The 20,875-nt window shown below is 58.7% G+C and carries 23 protein-coding genes; 12 read left to right on the top strand and 11 right to left on the bottom strand.

The genetic code is table 11. The features are described 5' to 3' along the window. Nucleotides 1–6 precede the first annotated feature (6 nt). Nucleotides 7–951 carry a glycosyltransferase family 2 protein gene (locus GOW40_RS09170; RefSeq protein ID WP_171129839.1) on the bottom strand — a complete coding sequence of 315 codons (945 nt, stop codon included), beginning with the start codon at nucleotides 949–951 and terminating at the stop codon, nucleotides 7–9. A 4-nt stretch (nucleotides 952–955) separates the two neighbouring features. After that, the gene (locus GOW40_RS09165; protein WP_171129837.1) at nucleotides 956–2,560 is read right to left on the bottom strand and encodes a peptide chain release factor 3; all 1,605 of its coding nucleotides are present in this window, start codon (nucleotides 2,558–2,560) and stop codon (nucleotides 956–958) included. A 109-nt stretch (nucleotides 2,561–2,669) separates the two neighbouring features. On the opposite strand from GOW40_RS09165, the gene GOW40_RS09160 reads away from it, so the two are divergent. The 8 genes from GOW40_RS09160 to GOW40_RS09125 all read left to right on the top strand — a co-directional run bounded on the left by GOW40_RS09160 (nucleotide 2,670) and on the right by GOW40_RS09125 (nucleotide 10,127). Continuing rightward, nucleotides 2,670–3,032, top strand: a complete 363-nt coding sequence (locus GOW40_RS09160) for a SnoaL-like domain-containing protein (RefSeq protein ID WP_171129835.1) — start codon at nucleotides 2,670–2,672, stop codon at nucleotides 3,030–3,032. Between the two features lie 75 nt (nucleotides 3,033–3,107). After that, nucleotides 3,108–3,887, top strand: a complete 780-nt coding sequence (locus GOW40_RS09155) for an SDR family oxidoreductase (RefSeq protein WP_171136436.1) — start codon at nucleotides 3,108–3,110, stop codon at nucleotides 3,885–3,887. Nucleotides 3,888–3,889: 2 nt separating this feature from the next. Then, nucleotides 3,890–5,002 (top strand): hypothetical protein, encoded by a 1,113-nt coding sequence (locus GOW40_RS09150; RefSeq protein WP_171129830.1) that lies wholly within the window; start codon nucleotides 3,890–3,892, stop codon nucleotides 5,000–5,002. 106 nt (nucleotides 5,003–5,108) lie between these two features. Beyond that, complete coding sequence (locus GOW40_RS09145; RefSeq protein WP_171136437.1) at nucleotides 5,109–6,155, top strand: methyltransferase domain-containing protein; 1,047 nt, start codon at nucleotides 5,109–5,111, stop codon at nucleotides 6,153–6,155. Nucleotides 6,156–6,236: 81 nt separating this feature from the next. Next, on the top strand, nucleotides 6,237–7,322 hold the full coding sequence (locus GOW40_RS09140) for an ABC transporter ATP-binding protein (protein WP_171129827.1): 1,086 nt from the start codon (nucleotides 6,237–6,239) through the stop codon (nucleotides 7,320–7,322). A 122-nt stretch (nucleotides 7,323–7,444) separates the two neighbouring features. Beyond that, nucleotides 7,445–8,227, top strand: a complete 783-nt coding sequence (surE, locus tag GOW40_RS09135; protein ID WP_171129825.1) for a 5'/3'-nucleotidase SurE — start codon at nucleotides 7,445–7,447, stop codon at nucleotides 8,225–8,227. Then, complete coding sequence (locus tag GOW40_RS09130; RefSeq protein WP_171099475.1) at nucleotides 8,224–8,874, top strand: protein-L-isoaspartate(D-aspartate) O-methyltransferase; 651 nt, start codon at nucleotides 8,224–8,226, stop codon at nucleotides 8,872–8,874. The genes surE and GOW40_RS09130 overlap by 4 nt, the downstream gene beginning before the upstream one ends. A 62-nt stretch (nucleotides 8,875–8,936) precedes the next feature. Then, nucleotides 8,937–10,127 (top strand): peptidoglycan DD-metalloendopeptidase family protein, encoded by a 1,191-nt coding sequence (locus GOW40_RS09125; RefSeq protein ID WP_171129823.1) that lies wholly within the window; start codon nucleotides 8,937–8,939, stop codon nucleotides 10,125–10,127. A gap of 61 nt (nucleotides 10,128–10,188) precedes the next feature. Here the strand turns inward: GOW40_RS09125 and GOW40_RS09120 are convergent, their stop codons facing one another. Together GOW40_RS09120 and GOW40_RS09115 are read right to left on the bottom strand one after the other, a co-directional pair. After that, entirely contained in the window at nucleotides 10,189–10,860 is a 672-nt protein-coding gene (locus GOW40_RS09120; protein WP_171129821.1) for a YafY family protein, read from the bottom strand. Nucleotides 10,861–10,881: 21 nt separating this feature from the next. Continuing rightward, nucleotides 10,882–11,187: a hypothetical protein gene (locus tag GOW40_RS09115; RefSeq protein WP_171129819.1), complete on the bottom strand. Its 306-nt coding sequence runs from the start codon at nucleotides 11,185–11,187 to the stop codon at nucleotides 10,882–10,884. 220 nt (nucleotides 11,188–11,407) lie between these two features. Here GOW40_RS09115 and GOW40_RS09110 point away from each other — a divergent pair, with 220 nt between their 5' ends. From GOW40_RS09110 to GOW40_RS09095, 4 genes are all read left to right on the top strand, one after another. After that, the gene (locus GOW40_RS09110) at nucleotides 11,408–11,623 is read left to right on the top strand and encodes a twin-arginine translocase TatA/TatE family subunit (RefSeq protein WP_039531114.1); all 216 of its coding nucleotides are present in this window, start codon (nucleotides 11,408–11,410) and stop codon (nucleotides 11,621–11,623) included. Nucleotides 11,624–11,629: 6 nt separating this feature from the next. Further along, nucleotides 11,630–12,088 carry a Sec-independent protein translocase protein TatB gene (gene tatB, locus GOW40_RS09105; RefSeq protein ID WP_171129817.1) on the top strand — a complete coding sequence of 153 codons (459 nt, stop codon included), beginning with the start codon at nucleotides 11,630–11,632 and terminating at the stop codon, nucleotides 12,086–12,088. Further along, nucleotides 12,085–13,008 (top strand): twin-arginine translocase subunit TatC, encoded by a 924-nt coding sequence (locus tag GOW40_RS09100; RefSeq protein ID WP_171129815.1) that lies wholly within the window; start codon nucleotides 12,085–12,087, stop codon nucleotides 13,006–13,008. Before tatB ends, GOW40_RS09100 begins: the two co-directional genes overlap by 4 nt. 117 nt (nucleotides 13,009–13,125) lie before the next feature. Continuing rightward, the gene (locus GOW40_RS09095; RefSeq protein ID WP_171129814.1) at nucleotides 13,126–13,968 is read left to right on the top strand and encodes an ATP-binding protein; all 843 of its coding nucleotides are present in this window, start codon (nucleotides 13,126–13,128) and stop codon (nucleotides 13,966–13,968) included. Between the two features lie 59 nt (nucleotides 13,969–14,027). On the opposite strand, the gene GOW40_RS09090 is transcribed toward GOW40_RS09095, so the two are convergent. The 7 genes from GOW40_RS09090 to GOW40_RS09055 form a co-directional block, all read right to left on the bottom strand. Further along, nucleotides 14,028–14,672 carry an SDR family oxidoreductase gene (locus GOW40_RS09090; RefSeq protein WP_171129812.1) on the bottom strand — a complete coding sequence of 215 codons (645 nt, stop codon included), beginning with the start codon at nucleotides 14,670–14,672 and terminating at the stop codon, nucleotides 14,028–14,030. A gap of 42 nt (nucleotides 14,673–14,714) precedes the next feature. After that, the gene (locus tag GOW40_RS09085) at nucleotides 14,715–14,963 is read right to left on the bottom strand and encodes a hypothetical protein (protein WP_171099465.1); all 249 of its coding nucleotides are present in this window, start codon (nucleotides 14,961–14,963) and stop codon (nucleotides 14,715–14,717) included. A gap of 155 nt (nucleotides 14,964–15,118) precedes the next feature. Beyond that, entirely contained in the window at nucleotides 15,119–16,639 is a 1,521-nt protein-coding gene (gene purF / locus GOW40_RS09080; protein WP_171129810.1) for an amidophosphoribosyltransferase, read from the bottom strand. A 643-nt stretch (nucleotides 16,640–17,282) separates the two neighbouring features. After that, nucleotides 17,283–17,888, bottom strand: coding sequence for a CvpA family protein (locus tag GOW40_RS09070; RefSeq protein WP_171099459.1), 606 nt, complete (start codon nucleotides 17,886–17,888; stop codon nucleotides 17,283–17,285). 40 nt (nucleotides 17,889–17,928) lie between these two features. Beyond that, nucleotides 17,929–19,293 carry a DNA repair protein RadA gene (radA, locus tag GOW40_RS09065; protein ID WP_171099458.1) on the bottom strand — a complete coding sequence of 455 codons (1,365 nt, stop codon included), beginning with the start codon at nucleotides 19,291–19,293 and terminating at the stop codon, nucleotides 17,929–17,931. Nucleotides 19,294–19,413: 120 nt separating this feature from the next. Then, on the bottom strand, nucleotides 19,414–20,196 hold the full coding sequence (locus GOW40_RS09060) for a DNA repair protein (protein ID WP_171136440.1): 783 nt from the start codon (nucleotides 20,194–20,196) through the stop codon (nucleotides 19,414–19,416). Nucleotides 20,197–20,346: 150 nt separating this feature from the next. Continuing rightward, nucleotides 20,347–20,799: a paraquat-inducible protein A gene (locus GOW40_RS09055; protein ID WP_171129806.1), complete on the bottom strand. Its 453-nt coding sequence runs from the start codon at nucleotides 20,797–20,799 to the stop codon at nucleotides 20,347–20,349. Between the last annotated feature and the right edge of the window lie 76 nt (nucleotides 20,800–20,875).

Genomic DNA, 20,875 nt, shown 5'->3' with positions numbered 1-20,875 from the left:
AACAATTCAGCGGGTTCCAGGGAAATGTTTCAAGACTTTTTGATCAAGCGCAAGGGGGCGGTGCAGGATCAGGCCGTGTTTTTCCAACCGCGCACGCACGTCTGGATTTGCTGCACTCATCTCATCATAGAAGGCACGCAGCCCCGGTTGGCCCTGTTCGGCCTCGATCCAGCTAAGCAATTCATGTTTGTTCAACCCGCCAAGCGCACGTGCCGTATTGCGTTTCAGCCCGGGTTTGTATGACCCATGTTGCAACCGATACCGGTAATGCGACATCCAGTGATCCCAGCTTGGGGCATGCCGGTGGCACAGATCGATCTGAGGCAGTTCGGTATTGCAGGGCAGAAGCTGCTTGTACTGAAAAATAGTGTGGATACGGTCGCTGATCTCGGGCAAGCCGGTGCGAACGAATAGCTTGCCTTGAGTATGGCTCAGGAATCCTGACACCAGAAAAGGGCCATAGTTCGGGTATAACGCCTCAACCAAAGCGGCGCGCCGTGGTCCTTCGGGGATAAAGGCTTTGTACCTATCGTCGTCACCCGCCAAAGCCTCAATAGGGCGGATACGGACAGCGGGGATGTCGTCTGGGATGTCGTGCAGAAGATCAGGGATTGGGGTTTTGGGCCACAAAAACTCATCGACGTCGATATGCGCCAACCAATCCACATCGGTCTGACGGTATATGAAGTCGGCATTTTTGGACTGGCGCACCTGATGCTTGTCGGGGCGGTCGATTTTGCGCCGCTGCCAATAGTCATCTGAGCAGACCCGGATATCGATCTTGGGGTTTTGCCGCAGAATGCGCACGGCACGTCGATTAGGCTCGTCCAACAGCAGATGCACCCGATCCGCGCCCAAATCCAGATGATAGGCAGCAAAGCGCAGGATGTCGGGCAGGGGCGCGCGGGTCGTCGCGACAATGCCCCAGCTCGGACGCCCCTGCGCGCGCATGGCGTTAGGTCATCATCTCTTTGGTGGCTGTCAGGGTCAGCGCCGGATAGTCGCGCTCAACCCGGTCGATATCCCATTGCAACCGCGTCAGATAGACGATGTCGCCGTCGTGATCATGGGCGATATGCTGCTTGTTGGCGTTGACGAATTTCTCGACTTCGGAATTGTCGCCGCTGACCCAGCGGGCCGAGGTGAACTGAGACGCCTCAAACCGCACAGGCAGGCCGTATTCCATCTCTATCCGGCTGGCCAATACTTCGAATTGCAGCGCTCCGACGACGCCCACGATAAAGCCAGACCCGATGGAGGGTTTGAACACCTTGGCGGCGCCTTCCTCGGCAAATTGCATCAGCGCCTTTTCCAAATGTTTGGCCTTGAGCGGATCGCCCGCCCGCACCCCTTGCAACAACTCGGGTGCGAAAGAGGGGATGCCGGTCACGCGCAGCGCCTCACCCTCGGTCAGCGTATCGCCAATGCGCAATTGCCCGTGGTTAGGGATGCCGATGATGTCACCAGCCCAGGCCTCATCTGCCAGTTCCCGGTCGGAGGCCAGAAACAGCACCGGGTTCGAGATTGCCATCGGTTTCTTGGACCGCACATGTGTCAGTTTCATGCCGCGTTTGAAATGGCCACTTGCCATGCGGACAAAGGCCACACGGTCACGGTGTTTTGGGTCCATATTGGCCTGAACTTTGAAGACGAACCCGGCCACTTTCTTCTCATCGGGTGCAATCTGACGCGGTTCGGCCGACTGCACTTGTGGCTGCGGTCCGTAAGCGCCAATGCCCTCCATCAGCTCTTTTACACCAAAGGAATTGATGGCCGAGCCGAACCAGATCGGGGTCATATGCCCCTCTAACACGGCTTGCGGGTCGAGCTTGGGCAGCAACTCGCGCGCCATTTCGACCTCTTCCAGCAACTTCTCCAGCAGATGTTCGGGTACATGTTCGGCCAGTTTCGGGTCGTCCAGCCCGTTGATTTCGATGCTTTCCGCCACCTTGTTGCGGTCAGCGCGGTCCATCAGCTCCAGCCGGTCGCGCAGCATGTCATAGCAGCCGATGAAATCGCGCCCGACGCCGATAGGCCAGGCGGCGGGGGTCACGTCGATGGCCAGCATTTCCTGAATTTCGTCGATGATCTCGAACGTATCGCGGCTTTCGCGGTCCATCTTGTTACAGAAGGTCAGGATCGGCAAATCGCGCAGGCGGCAAACCTCGAACAGTTTCTGTGTCTGGCTTTCCACACCCTTCGCGCCGTCGATCACCATCACTGCCGCGTCCACCGCGGTCAGCGTGCGATAGGTATCTTCCGAGAAATCGCTGTGGCCGGGGGTGTCCACCAGATTGAACCGGAAATTCCCGTAATCAAAGGACATGGCCGAGGCTGAGACCGAGATCCCGCGATCCTTTTCCATCTGCATGAAATCCGATCGTGTACGGCGTGCCTCACCCTTGGCGCGCACCTGACCGGCCATCTGAATCGCGCCCCCATACAGCAGGAACTTTTCCGTCAATGTCGTCTTGCCCGCATCCGGGTGCGAGATGATGGCAAAGGTCCGGCGCCGGGCGATCTCGGGCGGCAGAGAGGGTTGGTTCGAGGTATCAAGCATAAACGCGCGTATAGGGGGGGAATCCTGCCGAGGCAAGACATAGGGGCTGGATCGAATCGGTCGAATGTGAGAGTGAGAACATATAGTGAACAAATAATGGAGATAACCGATGAATTTGAAAGAGATTGCAGAGGAACTGGTTGCCGGATGTCGCGAAAACCGTGCCAAGGCGAATTTGGATAAGCTCTATGCTGCCGATGCGGTGTCAGTAGAAGCGGCGGACCAGCAAGGCATGGGTCGCGAAGCACACGGGCTGGACGCCATCAAAGGAAAACATGATTGGTGGGAGAGTTCCACCGAAGTGACAGGTGGCGACATAGCCGGGCCTTTTCTGCATGGAGAGGATCGGTTTGCCGTGATTTTCGAAGTGCAGGGCAAGATGAAAGACAGCGGAGAAAGCTTCGATATGCGCGAAGTTGCGATTTACCACTTCGCTGACGGCAAGATTGTCCGGGAAGAGTTTTTCTACTGACCGATCATCCGTTTCTGGTCTTCCCTGTCTGGCCGGTGCTAGACACGTCTGGGACGACGGATAGGGAGGACCTTCATGGATCTGGGAATTCGAGGAAAGCGCGCGCTGGTCTGTGCGAGCAGCAAAGGATTGGGCTTGGGTTGCGCCGAGGCCTTAGCCGCCGCCGGCGTGGATTTGGTGATGAACGCGCGCGGGGCCGAAGCACTGGAGGCCGAGGCAACGCGCTTACGTTCGGAATATGGTGTCGATGTAAAGACCGTGGCCTGTGATGTAACCGCTTCCGAGGGTCAGTCGCAGGTGATCGACGCGGCGCAGGGTGTTGATATCCTTGTCACAAACGCGGGTGGCCCACCTCCGGGTCTGTGGTCGGACTGGGATCGTGACGATTTCATCAAGGCGCTGGACGCCAATATGCTGACACCGATTGCTTTCATGAAAACTTTGCTGCCGGGGATGATGGACAAGGGCTGGGGCCGCGTGGTCAACATCACCTCTCAATCCGTGCGGGCGCCCATTGGTGTTCTGGGCCTGTCGAACGCGGCGCGCACCGGGCTTACCGGGTATGTCGCAGGCACATCGCGGCAGGTTGCGCCGCATGGGGTGACAATCAATAACCTTCTGCCGGGCATTCACGCCACCGATCGGGCGGATGCGCTGGACGGTGGGGTTTCGACGCAAAAAGGCATCACCATGGATGAGGCGCGTGCCGAACGTGCGGCCACCATTCCCGCACGCCGCTATGGCACGCGACAGGAGTTTGGCGCAGCCTGCGCTTTCCTGTGTTCTCAACATGCGGGCTTTATTGTCGGGCAGAATATCTTGCTGGATGGCGGTGCCACCAACTTGACGATGTAGACATGGCGCAAGGCTTTTCACTGAAAGATCAGTTGTTCAACGCGGAAAAAACCCGCTATCTTGCGGGTTTATTCGCTGAGGCTGATGCAGAATTCGACGCTGTTGCGTTCGAATCTGCAGTGATGGCACGGTTGCCGGAGCTGGAGCTGAAAGAACGCATCACGTGGATTGCCGAATGCCTGCAAGCGGCCCGGCCCGGAGACTTGCCGCAGGTGTCGGACCTGCTGTTGCGGGCGCTGCCCCCGCCGCTTGATCCGACTAAAACGGATGACGATTTCGGTGACTTTATCTTTGCGCCATTGGGCGAATGGGTCGTGGCCACGGGGATGGAGCATCCCGATCTGGCGCTGGATGTGCTGGAGGAACTGACACAACGGTTTTCGATGGAGTGGGCGATCCGACCCTTTCTGAACCGCCATACTGATATTGTCATGCAGCGGATGCAGCTCTGGTGCGACCATTCCAGCTATCACGTGCGGCGGTTGGTCAGCGAAGGAACCCGGCCCAAACTGCCCTGGGGGTTGGGTGTGGATCTGGATCTGAGCGATCCTCTTCCGTTGCTGGATCGGTTGCACAGCGACCCAACGCGTTATGTGACCAGATCAGTTGCCAATCACCTGAATGACATCACCAAAAAAGCACCCGATCTTGTGCTGGACCGGTTGCAGGGGTGGGGTCAATCTGGTGCGCAAGACAGCAAGGAATTGGCTTGGATGACATCCCATGCGTTGCGCGGGCTGGTGAAGGCCGGACACCCCGAGGCCATGAAGATGCTTGGCTACGATCCCGAAGCCGAACTGGACGTTCAGATCACTCTGGATGGCGAAGCACGTATCGGTGCCGAGCTTAGTTTCGCGGTTGAGGTTGGGGGCCAAAAGGGGCAACCTGTTTTGGTCGATTATATCATTCATTTCCAACGGCCTGGCGGAAAAATCTCACCTAAAGTGCACAAGCTGAAGCAAGCAAAAATCGGCTCAGATGCGCTTACGATCAGCAAGCGCCACAAGCTTAAGGGAAACGCGACCACGTTCACTTTGGTGCCGGGTCCGCACAGGCTTGAGGTTCAGGTGAACGGCCGGGTCCGGGCCGGGGTCGATTTCGATCTGTTGGGCTGATCGCGCAGCCTGGCTCTCACGCTTTCGTCAAAACCGGGCCTGCCTGATTGCGCCACCGGGGTGGTTGCACTAGCTCAGCGCAAACACAGGCAAAAGGAACGCTCGGATGAAGCATGAGGTTGTGCAGAATTACTATGGTGAGGTGCTACAGGGCAGCGATGATCTTCAGACCAATGCCTGCTGTACTCCGGATGATATTCCGGACCATCTAAAAAGGATTCTGTCGCAAATTCATGATGATGTGCTGACGCGCTACTATGGCTGCGGCTTGATCGCGCCGCTGGATCTTGAAGGGATGTCGATCCTGGATCTGGGCTGTGGCGCCGGGCGCGACGTCTACGCTCTGTCCGCGATGGTGGGTGAAACGGGCCGCGTTGTCGGTATCGACATGACGCCCGAGCAGCTCGACGTGGCGCGCTCCCATCAGGACTATCACGCCCAAGCTTTTGGTCACTCTGCCAGCAATGTGGAGTTTCACAACGGCTATATCGAAAAGCTGGATGAACTGGATCTGGAACCCGGGAGCTTTGATATCATAGTCTCGAACTGTGTGATCAATCTGGCGACCGATAAGGCTGCGGTTTTGCGCGGTGCGCATCGTCTGTTGAAAGAGGGTGGCGAGATGTATTTCTCGGACGTTTATGCCGACCGCCGCGTGCCCAAGGCGATGGCTGAGGATGAGGTTTTGTATGGCGAATGCCTGTCTGGGGCGTTGTATTGGAACGATTTTCTGACGATGTCGCGCGATGCAGGCTTTGGGGATCCGCGCCGCGTGACCCATCGCCCGCTGACCATTGAAAACCCGGTTCTGGAAGAACGCGTTGCACCACTCAGCTTTATTTCGGCCACGTACCGCCTGTTCAAACTGCCTGCGCTGGAGCCTGCTTGTGAGGATTACGGTCAGGCGGTGATCTACAAAGGCACGGTACCCCACGCACCGCATCAGTTTGCCTTGGACGATCACCATTTGATCGAGACAGGCAAGGTCTTTCCAGTCTGTGGCAATACCTGGATGATGTTGAAAAACACTCGCTTTGCCCGCCATTTCGATTTCATCGGTGATTATTCGACCCATTACGGGATTTTTGAAGGCTGCGGTGGCGATAGCCCCTTTGCGGTGCAAGGTGAAGACGCCTCAGCCGGGTGCTGCTGACGCCTTGCGTCGGACGGGCGGGGTTGCTATCCCCGCCTAAGCCCGATGGAATTGATCGGGTAAGGCAAATGGGATCCACCGGTGACAGGCACGACAACGCCTCCGCGTCTTGAAGTTCGCAATCTTGTCGCCCGGTTTGACGGGCGCACGGTGGTCGACAATATCTCGTTCCAGGTGCAGGCGGGGCAGGTGACGTGTCTGCTGGGCCCGTCGGGTTGCGGCAAATCGACGACCCTGCGGATGATCGCTGGCGTCGAGATGCAAAGCGCTGGTGAGATCTATGTGGATGGCAAACTGATCTGCGACACCATCTTCCGCGTACCGCCCGAACGGCGCGAGATCGGGTTGATGTTTCAGGATTTTGCTCTGTTCCCGCATCTGAGCGTGGCCGATAACGTAGCGTTCGGGCTGAAAGCCCCGAAAGAGCAGAAACGAGCCCGGGTTGAGGAATTGCTGTCCAAGGTGGATCTGATGCGCTTTATCGACGGCTTTCCGCATCAGCTGTCAGGGGGCGAACAGCAACGCGTGGCACTGGCCCGCGCGCTTGCACCGCGCCCTCGGATCATGCTGATGGATGAGCCGTTCTCGGGGCTCGACAATCGCCTGCGCGACGGCATCCGGGATGAGACGCTGGCCATTTTGAAAGAGGAAGACGCCGCCGTTCTGCTGGTCACCCATGAACCCGAAGAGGCGATGCGCATGGCCGATGAGATTGCCCTGATGCGCCGGGGCAAGATCGTGCAGCAGGGCGCGCCCTATAACGTCTATACCCGCCCGGCAGATAAGCCCGCGGTGGCCTTCTTTAGCGATATCAACGTGTTGCAGGCGCGGGTGAATGGGGCTTTGGCCGATACGCCCTTTGGGCAGTTTCTGGCCCCCGGCGTGCCTGACAACACAGATGTTGAGATCGTTTTCCGGCCCCAGCATGTGCGACTGGATTTCGACCGCAACGGCAAAGGCCCGTCGCCGACACCCTCGGATGGTGTAGCAGCCCGTGGCGTGGTTGAACGCGCCCGGTTTCTGGGCAGCGAAAGCCTGATCGAGTTCCGCATGGACTATGACGGCTCGCTTTTGAAAGCGACGGTTCCGAATGTGTTTGTGCCTGCGCCCGGTCGGGTTATGTGGCTGACCATCCGCCGCGACCGGTGCTTCGTTTTTCCGCTCTGAGGCCTTTGGGCACCAATTTGCAAGCAAGTGGTGCGGGAAAGCCGCATTTTGCACCTGTCGCTTGCTTGCCGCATCGCCAAGCCCCGTCTATCAAGGTCAAAATCTGGGTGTAAGGCGGATGCATGCGAATTCTTCTGACAAATGACGATGGGATAAACGCGCCAGGGCTTGAGGTGCTAGAAGCCATCGCGGCAGAACTGGCGGGCCCTGATGGTGAGCTCTGGGTGGTTGCACCTGCGTTCGAGCAATCGGGTGTTGGCCATTGCATCAGCTATACCCGCCCGATGATGATGACGCAGCTGGGCGAGCGGCGCTTTGCGACCGAGGGCTCACCCGCTGATTGCGTGTTGGCAGGGCTGCATGAGGTCCTAAAGGACGTACCGCCCGATCTGGTGCTGTCCGGGGTGAACCGGGGCAACAACTCGGCCGAAAACACGCTCTATTCCGGTACAATCGGCGGTGCGCTGGAGGCCGCTTTGCAGGGCCTCCCTGCGATTGCCCTGTCGCAGTATTTCGGCCCGCGCAACCTTGGTCTCGAGGACCCGTTTGAAGCGGCGGCGCGGTATGGCGCCGATTTGGTGCGCCGTATTCTTGCGGCGACCCCGGTTGAAGACCGCGATTACCGCCTGTTCTACAACGTTAATTTTCCACCGGTGCCCGCCGCCGAGGTCCTGGGCACCAAAGTGGCACCACAAGGGTTCCGCCGCGATACGCATTTCTCGGTTGAACCCCACAGCTCGCCCTCGGGGCGCAAGTTCTTGTGGATCAAAGGCGGTTATCAGCATAACCCAACCGCGCCCGGCACCGATGCAGCGGTCAATCTGGAAGGCTATATCTCGGTCACCCCGATGCGGGCTGATCTGACCGCCTATGACACGCTTGAGGCATTGAAGGCCATCGAATGACCGGTTTGACCCCTGAAACCAAGATGCAATTCCTGTTTGCGCTGCGGTCGCGTGGGGTGCGGGATGCGCGTGTGCTCGAGGCGATGGAACAGGTGGACCGCGGCGCCTTCGTAAAAGGTCTGTTCGCCGAACGCGCCTATGAGGATACGCCGCTGCCGATTGCCTGTGGGCAGACGATCAGCCAGCCCTCGGTTGTGGGGCTGATGACGCAGGCCTTGCAAGTGGGGCCGCGTGATACGGTTTTGGAGATCGGAACCGGCTCGGGCTACCAGGCCGCCATCCTGTCGAAACTGGCGCGCCGGGTCTATACGGTTGAGCGGCACAAGCGTCTGGTGGCAGAGACCGGACAGCTGTTCAAGGATCTGGGCCTGACCAATGTCACCGCCATGCTGACCGATGGATCCTTCGGATTGCCGGAGCAAGCGCCCTTTGATCGGATTATTGTGACAGCGGCGGCAGAAGATCCGCCCGGACCGCTCTTGGCGCAGCTTAAAATCGGCGGTATCATGGTGCTACCCGTAGGCCAGTCGGATGCGGTGCAGACCCTGATCCGGGTCACGCGCACCGAAACCGGTCTGGACTATGATGAATTGTTACCCGTTCGCTTTGTGCCTTTGCTGGAAGGTTTGGGCAAGGACGGGGCCTAAAGGTTTAATCCGCGTTTGCGCCGGAACCCCGGAAAACAGGGGCAGGTGTTGAGGACAAATAAATGAGAGCAGTTTCCAAATCAGCCATGTGCCGGTCTTCTGTGGCAGCCATTGCCCTTGTGGTTCTGGCCGGGTGCGAAGGACCCTTCGATTATGACCTTCGCGGTAATGTCGGCGGGTTTTCGACCGCAGATGCGGCGCTTGGTGCCACGACCAACCGGCCAGCGCCAGATGCGCGCGGTGTGATCACCTATCCCAATTATCAAGTGGCCGTCGCGCAGCGCGGTGACACAGTGACCGATCTCGCGACGCGTGTGGGCCTACCAGTCGCGGAACTGGCGCGGTTCAATGGGCTTCAGGCCGATGACAAGCTGCGCGAAGGCGAAGTTATTGCGTTGCCACGCAGCGTCGGGGCGAGCAATGGCAATGTGGACATCGCGACGATAGCGGGTTCTGCCATCGATGAAGCGCCCGCAACCGGATCAAGCGGCGGTGTTCAGACAACGGCTCTGCAACCGGCGCCGCAGAATGCGGCACCTGCGCCAGTGGTGTCCGGTCCTGAGCCCATTCGCCACAAGGTCAAGCGCGGGGAAACCGCGTTTACCATTTCGCGACTGTATGAAGTGCCTGTTGAATCGCTTGCGGAATGGAACGGATTGGGGCCGGATTTCGTTGTGCGCGAAGGTCAATTCCTGTTGATCCCGGTGAAAAACCAACCCGCACCGCAAGCTGCGCCTGCAGCCAGCGCAGCTGCGGCACCTGTCGCGACCAATGTGACTCAACCCGGCGAAGGGTCGCCAACACCGACCCCGCCAAGTGCGACACAGCCGCTGCCTGAAAATGACGTGGCCCCGGCGACCGAAGCGCCTGATGTCACCGCCGAAGCACCGACCAATGCCAGCACAGCGGCGCTTGGCTTCCCGGTCACCGGGCGGATTATCCGCACCTATGACAAGGGTACAAATGAGGGTATCGATATTGCTGCCGCGCCCGGAACCCCGGTCAAGGCGGCTGAGGCCGGAACCGTGGCCGCCATCACGGCAGATGCGGATCAAGTGCCGATCATCGTGGTCAAACACAATGACGATCTGCTGACCGTCTATGCGAATGTCGCCGATATCAAGGTTGAAAAAGGCGACCGTGTGCGCCGGGGCGAAACCATTGCCGCCTTGCGGGATGGTGACAACGCCTATGTGCATTTCGAGGTGCGTGAGGGCTTTGAATCGGTGGATCCCGAGCCTTTCCTGAACTGAGGTAAACGGCCCTGACCAGGCCAGGCCTCCGGCGGGCGTGTTTTGGAAAAGATGAAGCCTGTCAGGCGGTTGGGTCGTAATCGGCCAATCGCTTTCCGGGCTCGTCCGCAAAGATTTCGGGCAGGGGCTGCACGGTTTCTATTAGATCCACACGAAAGACGCGAAAGCCGTCGCGCAACTCGCACCAGGCTGTGAGGGTCCAAACCCGGCCCCAATATTCCATATGCAGCGGGCGGATCCTGCGGTTGGTCAAAACCCCATCGATCCGGCGATAGCTCAGTTGGAGTTTCTGGCGCGATTTGATGGCGGCGCGGATCGGGGCCATATGGGCCAGCCCGCGCGCCGCATCTGCAAAAGGATAGACCGCAAACTTCCACGCGTCGGCCTCGGCCACAACCTGGGTGGGCAGCACCGCATCGATCTTGTCGGCCAGCGTTTCGGCGGCAGCCTTGAGCTCGGGGTCGGCAGCCTCGGCGACGATTGCCATGCCAAGGTTCAGCGCCTCTAGTTCGGACGGGGTCAGGTTCAGCGGGGGCAGGGTGATCTGCTCGCGAACCATATAGCCCACGCCGCGCTCGCCCTCGACCGGCACGCCCGAGGCCACCAGCGTATCCATATCGCGATAGATCGTGCGGACCGACACCTCAAGTCGATCCGCAATATCCTGCGCGCGGTGCAATTTCCCGTCGCGCAGGATCTGGATGATATCAAACAGGCGGTCAGTGCGGCGCATGACACGCCTGCCGGACCGCCTTTAGGCAGTCATGTTCCATAGCACATTCTCATGCCGCATCTGCATGGTCTCGGGATCAATAGCAGCCATCAGGGCCGGGGCAAAATCCTGCTGAGGGAACTGCGCGGCGGCGTCTTTCGCGGCCTTCATATCTGTCCAGATGACGTAATCGGTCCAGCGGCCATCCTCGCCCTGGCTGAGTCGACGATGGGCAAATCCGGGGGCAGCGCGGACAAAAGCCTCGGTCGACTGGCTGAGCTTCACGAACTCTTCCGGTGTGGTGCCCTTGGCGAGGGTAAAGGTGACGATTTCAGCAACATGGGTCATTTCATTCTCCGTTGACCAGGTTTCGATAGGCCCGACCTACAGTGTTACAACTGACATAAACCTGTCAGTTGTAAAAAGCGAGCCCCCGGATTCTTTTCAAACAGCCCAAATTTGAGCGAGAATTCGGCCAGCTTGACTTTTGCGACGCCCGACATCGGCGTAAAAACCAATCCGAAATCGACGATTGGGCGCCAATGCGCCAAAAAACAGGAGAAGAAACATGCTCAACAATATCGGCCTTCCCGGACTGCTGCTGATCGCAGTTGTGGTGTTGGTGCTGTTTGGTCGCGGCAAGATCAGTTCGCTGATGGGCGAAGTGGGCAAAGGCATCACCTCATTCAAAAAAGGCGTCAAAGAAGGTGCTGACGAGCTGGAGCAGGATGCCTCTGAGCTGGCCAAGGACGTCACACCCGAGACCGACAAAGACAAGGCGTAACCTTAGATGTTTGATCTGGGCTGGACCGAGCTTCTGGTCATTGGTGTCGTGGCCCTGATCGTTGTCGGGCCCAAGGATCTGCCTGTGTTGTTCCGCAATGTGGGCCGTTTTGTCGGCAAGGCACGCGGTATGGCGCGCGAGTTCAGCAGCGCCATGAACGAGGCCGCAGATCAGGCCGGGGTCAATGAGATCAAAAAGGGTCTGAACGCGGCCACCAACCCTGTCAGCACAGCGATGGACGGCGTCAATGAAGCGGCACGGGATGTTGCCAAAAGCATCGACCCGACCAAGTTTGATCCCGACAGCGAGACCGGAAAGTTGGCAGCGGAACGCGCTGAACAGGCCAAGAAGATCCAGGCCACCTCCGCCCGCGCCACCGCAGAACGCAAAGCTAAAGAGGCGGCAGATGCCTTGGCCAAGGCTGAGGCGGCTGAAGCCGCTTTGAAGACTGAAAGCGAAACATGAGCAAGACCGACGAGATCGAAGATTCCTCGGCCCCTTTGATCGAGCATCTGGCCGAGCTGCGCACGCGTCTGATCCGGGCGGTGATCGCCTTTGTGATCGGCATCGTGCTGGCTTTTGCTGTGGCCGAGCCGATTTTGCAGTTTCTGCTGAGGCCCATCGAGGCGACGCTGCGCGAGTTGGGTGATCCGTCACCGACGCTGCAATATACCTCGCCGCAGGAGTACCTTTTCACACTGTTCCGCATCTCGATGGTTTTTGGCTTTGCGCTGGCCTTTCCCGTAATCTCGTACCAGCTGTGGCGCTTTGTGGCGCCGGGGCTTTATCGGTCCGAGAAAGGGGCTTTTCTGCCTTTTCTGATCGCTTCCCCCTTTATGTTCCTGCTGGGTGCGGCCTTTGCGCAATTCGTCGTGACGCCGCTGGCGATGCAGTTCTTTTTGGGATTTGCAGATGTCAGCTCGATCTTCGCCAATCTCCTTTCGCCGGATGCCGGTGAAATCCCCGAGGAAATCGTTGTCGTGCCCGAAACCGCAGACGGCGTGCGGGTGACGTTCTTCGGCAAGGTGAACGAATCGCTCGACATCACTTTGAAGTTCATCATCGCTTTTGGCCTGTGTTTCCAATTGCCGGTGTTGCTGACGCTGATGGGCAAGGCTGGACTGGTCAGCGCCGAAGGGCTGGGCTCGGTGCGCAAATATGCGATGATCGGTATTCTCGTTCTGGCCGCTTTGGTGACCCCCCCAGACGTCATCACCCAAGTGATCCTTTTCACAGTGGTCTATGGGCTCTATGAGATTTCCATCTTCCTCGTGGCCCGGGTCGAGAAAAAGCGGGAAGAGAAACTGCGCGCCGACGGCTATTATGACGATGAAGAGGCCGAAGCTGACGCAGACCTTGCCGAAGAATACGACGAACAGAAGTAACCTGTTCTGCAATGAGAAACAGGCGCGCCCGTCCAAGGCGCGCCTTTTTTGATGCGGGCTCTTGTTGCGGGGCAGGGAACGTGGTTTGAACCGGCCCAGACCAGAGCGGAGAGACAGATGGACGATCAGGCCCTGAACCGTATTGCCGACGCCTTGGAGCGGATGGCTCCGGCCCCGCTGGCAGCGCCGGATTTCGCGGCAGCCCTGGCTTTTGTCTGGCATGTCGAACCGGATCGGCTGGAGCCTGTCGAACAGGTCAGCCGGGTCGATCTGGATCTTTTGGTGGGGATCAACCGTTCGCGCGATACCTTGCTGGACAATACGCGCCGCTTTGCAGATGGTTTCAAGGCCAACAACGCGCTGCTCTGGGGCGCGCGTGGGATGGGCAAATCCAGCCTGGTCAAAGCCGTCCACGGAACCTTGCAACCCGAGTTTCCCGATCTGAAACTGGTTGAGCTGCAGCGCGAGGATATGGGTTCGGTCGCGCGGCTGCTGAACCACCTGCGCGCAGCACCCCATCGGTTCATCCTGTTCTGCGATGACCTATCGTTTAGCCATGACGACCAGCACTACAAATCGCTCAAGGCTGTGCTGGATGGCGGTATCGAGGGGCGGCCCGAAAATGTGGTCTTTTACGCCACCTCTAACCGACGCCACCTGATGCCACGGGACATGATCGAGAACGAACGCTCCAGCGCCATCAACCCGTCCGAGGCGGTTGAGGAAAAGGTCTCTCTGTCTGATCGTTTTGGCCTCTGGCTGGGCTTCCATCCTTGCGATCAGGATGAATACCTGGCCATGATCAACCGCTACTGCGCCGCTTACGGTGTCACCGTTAACGCCGACACCCTTCGTGCCGAAGCCATCGAATGGCAGGCAACGCGCGGTGCGCGCTCAGGCCGCGTCGCCTGGCAATTCTTTGTCGATCTGGCCGGGCGCCAAGGCGTTCATATCGCCTGACCCAATCCTTCTTCTGTTCAAAAATACCTCCGCCGGAGGCATGGCCCACAGGGCCATTTTTAAAGCAATGCCAAAATCCGCGCCGCTTCATCCGCCGGGCGGTTCAGCGCATCGCGATCCTCGCCGGGATGGAACCGGGCACGCACGGCTGTGGGCATAGGCGCGGGCTCGACAATCGAAACCCGCGGTCCTGTACGTTCGGTCTCTGCCTGCCAACTGCGGGCCAGAGCCACCTGCGCGGCCTTGGTGGAACCATAGATGCCGTAGAATTTCTGACCCGCTTTGGGATCGTCAAAGAACACCGCATGGCCATCCGTGCCCAGCAAGGGCGTCACATAGGGGATCAGCACCGAGGTCGCGGTGGCATTGGTGTTCAGCGCCTTGGCCCATTCCTTGGGATCCACGAAATGCGCAGGCGTCAGGGCAGATGTATGCACCGCCGTGTGCAGCCACAAATCCACCTTGCCCCAGCGGTCGTGAATGCCTCGGCACAGGGTGGCCATCGCATTGGGATCGGTGATGTCCATTGGCGCCAATGTGGCTGAACCGCCCTTGGCCTGGATCCGGTCGTCCAGCTCTTCCAACCCGCCCGTGGTTCGGGCAACGGCCACGATGTGATAGTCGGGCGCGAGGGCTTCGGCCAAAGCAGCCCCCAGCCCGCGCGAAGCGCCGGTCACCAGCGCGATTTTGGTCTGATCGGTCATGGGCGGGGTTTGGCCTGCGACGCGAGGGGCGTCAAGCCCGGATCACGCGCCCGGGATGACCATTCGTCGCGTCTCGCCACCATGCTGCAGCAAAATACCCTCGGCATCGATAGCGATGACCTTGCCAGATCCGACGCGGCTGCCCGGTGTGACTTCGCGCACGCGGCCCGACGACAGGCGCACAAGCGCACGCATCTTGGTGGCAGGGCCAAAAATCCCCAGCAGCGCGGTTGCATTCTTCTTGAGCGCGCCCCGCTGTGTGGCCGCGTTTTCAACGGAAATGTTGGGCATGTCTTACGGTCAGAAAGTATTCCTGACCCCTTTGCATGAGTGGTTTGCAGCGGGCCGTCTAACAAAGAAATTCGGGAATGAAAAGTCATCCACAACTGCGACAGAATGGCGTTGCCAAAGCCCGTTCAAGTCTTTGTTCACAAGAGAGACTACGGTTAGCCCGAGGCGAGTTTGGCCCCGTTCCAGGAATCACCTACGACCTCCATGTCATGTTTCTTGCGATCCGAACGGCTGCTTTTTTCCAACGTGCTTAGATAATCTTCTTCGACCCCGGTGATGTAATTGCCGTCAAAGCAGGAGCAGTCAAAAGCTTCGATCTCGGGGTTGCCTTCCTTGGCAGCCCAGATCAGATCGTCCAGGTTTTGATAAAACAGCGCGTCGGCACCCAGTTCCTGGCGGATTTCCTCGATGTCTTTTCCATTGGCGATCAGCTCGGCCCGGGTGGGCATGTCGATACCGTAGACATTGGGATATTTCACCGGCGGCGAAGCGCTGGCGATGTAAACTTTCTTGGCACCGGCCTCGCGACACATCTGGACGATTTTCTTGATGGTGTTGCCGCGCACAATCGAATCGTCGATCAGCAGAACATTGTGCCCCTCAAATTCCAAAGGAACAGCGTTCAGTTTGCGCCGCACCGATTTCTGGCGCTCGGCCTGACCGGGCATAATGAAGGTCCGCCCGACATAGCGGTTTTTCACCAGTCCTTCGCGATAGGGAATTCCGGTGATCTTCGCCGCCTCAAGCGCAACTGGGCGGGCGCTGTCGGGGACGGGGATGATCCGGTCGATCTGAAGACCTGAATCCTGGATTTGCTTGGCCAGCGTTTGCCCCATTCGCATCTGCGTTTTGTAGACAGACACGCCATCCAGCAGCGAGTCGGGCCGAGCCAGATAGACATACTCGAAGATACACGGCGTCAACTTGCCTTCGACTGCCTGGAACTCGTGCATATTACCGTCAAGGTCGATCAGGATCGCTTCGCCGGCGCGCAGGTCGCGCAGTTTCTCAAACCCGTTGATCCCAAAGGCCACATCTTCCGAGGCAAAGGCGAAATCGTCGCCCTGACCTGGGATTTCGCGTTTGGCCACCGACAGAGGGCGAATGCCATAAGGGTCGCGGAAGGCCAGCATGCCGACTCCTGCGACCAGACAGATCACGGAATAGGCGCCTTGAATGCGTTCCATGGTCATTTTTACACCGGCAAAGATGTTGCGGATCGGATCGGCATTGCCGTTCACCTTGATCGCATCCGCCACCTTGTCGGCCAGAACGTTCAGCAACACTTCGGAATCCGACGTGGTGCGCAGATGGCGGCTGTATTTGGCAGTGACCTTCTCGCGCTGCTCTTCGGTATTGGTGATGTTGCCGTTATGGACCAGATAGATCCCATAGGGTGCATTCACAAAGAACGGCTGGGCCTCGGCGGCGCTGAGGGACCCGGCGGTGGGATAGCGCACATGACCAATCCCGACACGGCCCATCAGCGTCTCTGCGTCCTGAGCGTTAAAGACATCCTTGACCAGACCGTTGGCTTTTTTCTCGCGGAAGAATTCACCGTTATAGGTGACAATGCCCGAAGCATCCTGGCCGCGGTGTTGCAGCATCAGCAACCCGTCATAAATCTCGGCAAACACATCATGTGTCCGGCTTGCGATTCCCAAAATCCCACACATTGACGGGGCTCCAATCTTTATGACGCTGTGGCGGTGTGATGGCTTGGATGGATCGAGCTGTTCGCCTGCTGCACCTGATCGGGGCGTAGAATACTCTGACGGTGCGGGTCCGGATTGATCACGGCACAGCGCACTGAACGAAAGAGGATGGGCAAGGCGGGCAGCTCCGATTCCATGTCGGTTGGCCCTCACATAATGCCTAATTGCGCTGCTGTCATCAAAGGATCACATTTGTGGATTGATGCAGGCAGCAAAGCCCGAAATTGCCGCAACAAGGTGACAACTTATCTGCCATGTGCTGTCATATCACCCAAAGGGTAACGCAGCCTTTGGTTCAGAGTTGGTGAGGTTACATGTGGCAGCACAAGAGAAATCAAAAGAAAGAAGAACCGATCAAACGCAGATGTCATCGCTGTCGCGGCTCCGGTCGTGCGCCCTGCGAGATTTGCAAGGGCGCAGGACAGGTTATCAAGGGGCGAGATATCTATGGCAAACCGCAATACAGTCGATGCGACGGCTGTTTCGGCCTCAAGAATATTCGCTGCACCGTCTGCGGTGGTGAAGGGTTCGTCTAGAAAAATCCTGGTACCGGTACAAAAAAGCCCGGCCAAGACCGGGCTTTGTTACGTCTCGTCTGAACGCCTTAGTTCTGCGCTTCGGTTTCGGTCGGCGTTGTCGCAGGCTCGCTTCCGGCTTGCGCGGCGCAGTGACCAACCAGCGATTCATATTGCGAGGTAATCCAGCCCAGAGCAGCCTCCGGGTTTTGTTCCTCAATCTGGCCGCTGAACTGCTCGAACACTTGGGCCGAGCGGCTGTCATCCACCATCGGGAAAGTTTGGCTCGTTGCCACGCTGTCATAGACAAAGAACGCAATTGCAACCAGAAGGATGCCGCGCGCGACACCGAAGAAGAAGCCAAGCGCCTGATCCAAACCGCCAACGGCTGACCGTTGAACCAGAGACGAAAACAGCGGGGTAAAGACGCTGACGACAATGAGCGCCAGCGCGAATACGGCAGCAAAACCTGTGATCACCGACAATTCGCAACTGTCGCGCAAGAACTCTCCGACCACGGGGATTTCTTTGATCAGCGGAACGACCTGCGGCGCAAAGATAAAGGCCAAGACGGCGGCCGCTGCCCAGCCTGCTATTGCCAGCACTTCGCGTATGAGACCGCGTGAATAGGCCAGAAGGCCTGAAACGACGATGATCAGGGCAACAACCCCGTCAACAATTGTAAAGTCTTCCATGGCCCTCGCCTGCTCGTTTTCTGCCCCTCAAGGCGCGACTTTAACCTGCTCCGAAGGTTTCGCCAACAAACCCAACCAAATCAGAGGGTCGGGTGAGTGTCAGACCTGCCACAGTGCCGGTTTTGCCACCCGCCGGAGCAATTGCCGCTGTGAAACCAAGTTTCTGTGCTTCTTTCAACCTATTTTCGGTCTGCGGTGCCGGTCTAAGTGCCCCTGACAGCGAGATTTCTCCGAAAACCACCGTATCTGCGGGCAGGGCAGTGTCTTCTCGGGCGCTGAGCAGTGCGGCGGCCACCGCCAGATCAGCAGCAGGTTCACTGACCTTCAGCCCGCCAGCCACGTTCAGATAAACATCGAGCCCCGCAAAGGGGATGCCGCAACGCGCTTCGAGCACGGCGAGGATCATTGCCAGACGTCCGCTGTCCCAGCCCACAACGGTGCGGCGCGGTTGGGAATGCGGCGATGGCGCGACAAGCGCCTGCAATTCAACCAGCACGGGCCGGGTGCCTTCGATACCGGCAAAGACGGCTGATCCGGGGCTGGGCGTGCCGCGTTCGGACAGGAACAGGGCCGACGGGTTGGTCACTTGCGCCAGACCTTTGCCGGTCATCTCGAACACGCCGATCTCATCTGCCGGGCCAAAACGGTTCTTGACCGCGCGCAGGATGCGGAATTGGTGACCGCGCTCACCCTCAAAGTACAGCACAGTGTCGACCATATGCTCGACCACGCGCGGGCCTGCGATTTGACCTTCTTTGGTGACATGGCCCACCATGATCACCGAAACACCGTGTCGTTTCGCAAACGTGGTCAATTCATGCGCTGCGGCCCGGACTTGTGATACCGAGCCTGGCGCGCTGTCCACATTGTCGGCCCACATGGTCTGGATGGAATCGATAATAGCGAGGCCGGGCTTTTCCGCCTCAAGCGTGGTCAGAATATCGCGCAGATTGGTTTCAGCGGCCAATTGAACCGGGGCGTCTTCAAGCCCCAAACGCCGGGCGCGCATCCGGACCTGAGCGCTGGCTTCTTCACCAGAAACATAGACGGTTTTCACACCCGCCCGGGCAAACCGTGCGGCGGCCTGCAGCAAAAGCGTGGATTTTCCGATCCCCGGATCACCGCCGACCAGAAGAGCCGAGGCAGGCACAAGTCCGCCGCCCAACACCCGGTCAAGCTCGTCCACACCGCTGAGGGTGCGGGGTGGGGGTGTCTCTTCGGTGGACAGGTCGGAAAGCGGGATGGACTGCCCGCGTTTGCCACCAAGAGATTTCTTGGCGGGTCCGGCAGAGAGGGGTGTTTCCTGAACGATGGTGTTCCATTCGCCGCAGCTGTCGCAGCGGCCGGACCATCGGGAATGTGCGGCACCACAGGCGGAGCAGGTGAAAGAAGGTGTCTTGGCCATGGCGCCCTTGGTGCATCAGCTCGGGCGGTTCTTCAAGCCCTTGCGGGCTTTCCTCACCGCCGGGCGCCCGCTGCGGGTTCGGGCCCTTTGGGCCGTCACCCGCAGCGGGCGCTGTCGCGCCTACTCTGCTGCTCGAGGGGGGGTCATGGGATAGATGCTGGCGTTGCTGGAGTGCACCAGTTCGGGGGAGGATCGCAGATGGGTCGACAATTCCGGCAGCAGGTCGAACAGTTCATCCCGCAAGCGAGCCAGCTGCGATTTGGCAATCGATTCCTCGATCTCGATATCGCGGGTCCATTGGCGCAGCTCATGCTGGATTGTTTGCGCGTCTTCGATGCGCTGCTGAAACTGCTCGACCTCTTGCTGGCGTTGTTGCAGGAAGCTGCGAGCGCGGTTGACCTTATCATCGCCAAAAGTGTCTGCAAGTTCCTGACTGACCTGGCTCATCTGCGCGGCAAGCTCCAGGATTTCGGGTTCCAACGATTGCAGATCGGGATGTTCGCGTAGAAAGCTGAGCCGCTCTTTCACCGCGTCAAATTCGGACGACGTCCGGAACAGGCCCGACCGGTCGGCGGCATGGGCCAGATGATAGGCCTGCGTGACATCCTGCATGTTCATCGCAAATCTGCGGTGGGTGTTTTCCAGCGCCATCATCCGTGCGCTGGAGGGCAGATAGAAGGCCAGCATAAGCGCCAGTGCGGTCAGACCGACTTGAACATAGAGCCCGGCGTCAACAACCCCGGCAGGCCCGAACCCGGCCTGCAGCGACAGCCAGGGCAACACACCCGCAGCTGACAGGCCGGTGGAAATCACACCCCCGGCGGCCAAGGCAATAATCAATGCGAAGGTGGCGCGCATGAAGGCGTTCTGCAGGTGCAATGTGATGCTGTGAAGCGTGGCCATGATCGTCAATCCCCTTCGTCAACCGATACTCATCGGGTGCAGGCGGACCAGAAATCAAGCGCGCAGGAACATCCGCAACAGCCCCGTTAAGCCAATAGTTTTGCGCCTTGTGGTATTGATGTGAGACTGCGAAAGGGCGTTTGCAATCAACTAGCTCTGAGGATTTCGTGAACGGACTGTGTTCTCGGTCAGATATCCCAGCACAATCGATGCCAGGATACAGGCGGTAAACAGATAAAGCCCCCATGCGGTTTCGATGGTGGCATAGGCGATGCCCTTGGCCAGCGTGATATAAAGCGCGATGAGGAAGATATCGGCCATGGCAAGCTTGCCCAGCAGGGTCAGCGCAGGCTGCACGCGGGCGTCCAGCAGGTTCCATTGTATCAGCGCGGTGCCGATGGTTTTCAGGTATGGTGCGAAGAGGGCAAACACGGTGACCACCAACGCCAGAAACACGTCGGATTTCCACAGCGATTGCAGACCGGTGATGACGCTGATTTCGCTGAGGCCGAAAATGGGCAGCAGACCTGCGCGCATCAGCGGGGCGAACCACGCGATGGGGTAGAGGATCAGGAGCGAGAGGGTGGCGAGGCGGAGGGTCATTGGGACTGTCACTTGTGTTCTGCCGAATTTCGGTAGTTTTCTGCTATGTGGTAACTGAATTTGATGTTTGAAACTC

The organism is Ruegeria sp. HKCCA6707, from assembly GCF_013033515.1.
Classification (GTDB): domain Bacteria; phylum Pseudomonadota; class Alphaproteobacteria; order Rhodobacterales; family Rhodobacteraceae; genus Ruegeria.
This window is presented reverse-complemented; position numbering and strand designations above follow the sequence as displayed.

What these genes read in the sequence shown, in the direction of transcription:
- GOW40_RS09145 (WP_171136437.1), top strand. Translation starts at nt 5,109, where the DNA reads ATGAAGCATGAGGTTGTGCAGAATTACTATGGTGAGGTGCTACAGGGC.
- radA (WP_171099458.1), bottom strand. Translation starts at nt 19,293, where the DNA reads ATGGCCAAGACACCTTCTTTCACCTGCTCCGCCTGTGGTGCCGCACAT.
- GOW40_RS09100 (WP_171129815.1), top strand. Translation starts at nt 12,085, where the DNA reads ATGAGCAAGACCGACGAGATCGAAGATTCCTCGGCCCCTTTGATCGAG.
- GOW40_RS09070 (WP_171099459.1), bottom strand. Translation starts at nt 17,888, where the DNA reads ATGGAAGACTTTACAATTGTTGACGGGGTTGTTGCCCTGATCATCGTC.
- GOW40_RS09115 (WP_171129819.1), bottom strand. Translation starts at nt 11,187, where the DNA reads ATGACCCATGTTGCTGAAATCGTCACCTTTACCCTCGCCAAGGGCACC.
- GOW40_RS09150 (WP_171129830.1), top strand. Translation starts at nt 3,890, where the DNA reads ATGGCGCAAGGCTTTTCACTGAAAGATCAGTTGTTCAACGCGGAAAAA.
- GOW40_RS09170 (WP_171129839.1), bottom strand. Translation starts at nt 951, where the DNA reads ATGCGCGCGCAGGGGCGTCCGAGCTGGGGCATTGTCGCGACGACCCGC.
- purF (WP_171129810.1), bottom strand. Translation starts at nt 16,639, where the DNA reads ATGTGTGGGATTTTGGGAATCGCAAGCCGGACACATGATGTGTTTGCC.
- GOW40_RS09120 (WP_171129821.1), bottom strand. Translation starts at nt 10,860, where the DNA reads ATGCGCCGCACTGACCGCCTGTTTGATATCATCCAGATCCTGCGCGAC.
- GOW40_RS09165 (WP_171129837.1), bottom strand. Translation starts at nt 2,560, where the DNA reads ATGCTTGATACCTCGAACCAACCCTCTCTGCCGCCCGAGATCGCCCGG.
- GOW40_RS09125 (WP_171129823.1), top strand. Translation starts at nt 8,937, where the DNA reads ATGAGAGCAGTTTCCAAATCAGCCATGTGCCGGTCTTCTGTGGCAGCC.
- GOW40_RS09055 (WP_171129806.1), bottom strand. Translation starts at nt 20,799, where the DNA reads ATGACCCTCCGCCTCGCCACCCTCTCGCTCCTGATCCTCTACCCCATC.
- GOW40_RS09160 (WP_171129835.1), top strand. Translation starts at nt 2,670, where the DNA reads ATGAATTTGAAAGAGATTGCAGAGGAACTGGTTGCCGGATGTCGCGAA.
- GOW40_RS09130 (WP_171099475.1), top strand. Translation starts at nt 8,224, where the DNA reads ATGACCGGTTTGACCCCTGAAACCAAGATGCAATTCCTGTTTGCGCTG.
- GOW40_RS09060 (WP_171136440.1), bottom strand. Translation starts at nt 20,196, where the DNA reads ATGGCCACGCTTCACAGCATCACATTGCACCTGCAGAACGCCTTCATG.
- GOW40_RS09110 (WP_039531114.1), top strand. Translation starts at nt 11,408, where the DNA reads ATGCTCAACAATATCGGCCTTCCCGGACTGCTGCTGATCGCAGTTGTG.
- GOW40_RS09155 (WP_171136436.1), top strand. Translation starts at nt 3,108, where the DNA reads ATGGATCTGGGAATTCGAGGAAAGCGCGCGCTGGTCTGTGCGAGCAGC.
- GOW40_RS09090 (WP_171129812.1), bottom strand. Translation starts at nt 14,672, where the DNA reads ATGACCGATCAGACCAAAATCGCGCTGGTGACCGGCGCTTCGCGCGGG.
- tatB (WP_171129817.1), top strand. Translation starts at nt 11,630, where the DNA reads ATGTTTGATCTGGGCTGGACCGAGCTTCTGGTCATTGGTGTCGTGGCC.
- GOW40_RS09085 (WP_171099465.1), bottom strand. Translation starts at nt 14,963, where the DNA reads ATGCCCAACATTTCCGTTGAAAACGCGGCCACACAGCGGGGCGCGCTC.
- surE (WP_171129825.1), top strand. Translation starts at nt 7,445, where the DNA reads ATGCGAATTCTTCTGACAAATGACGATGGGATAAACGCGCCAGGGCTT.
- GOW40_RS09095 (WP_171129814.1), top strand. Translation starts at nt 13,126, where the DNA reads ATGGACGATCAGGCCCTGAACCGTATTGCCGACGCCTTGGAGCGGATG.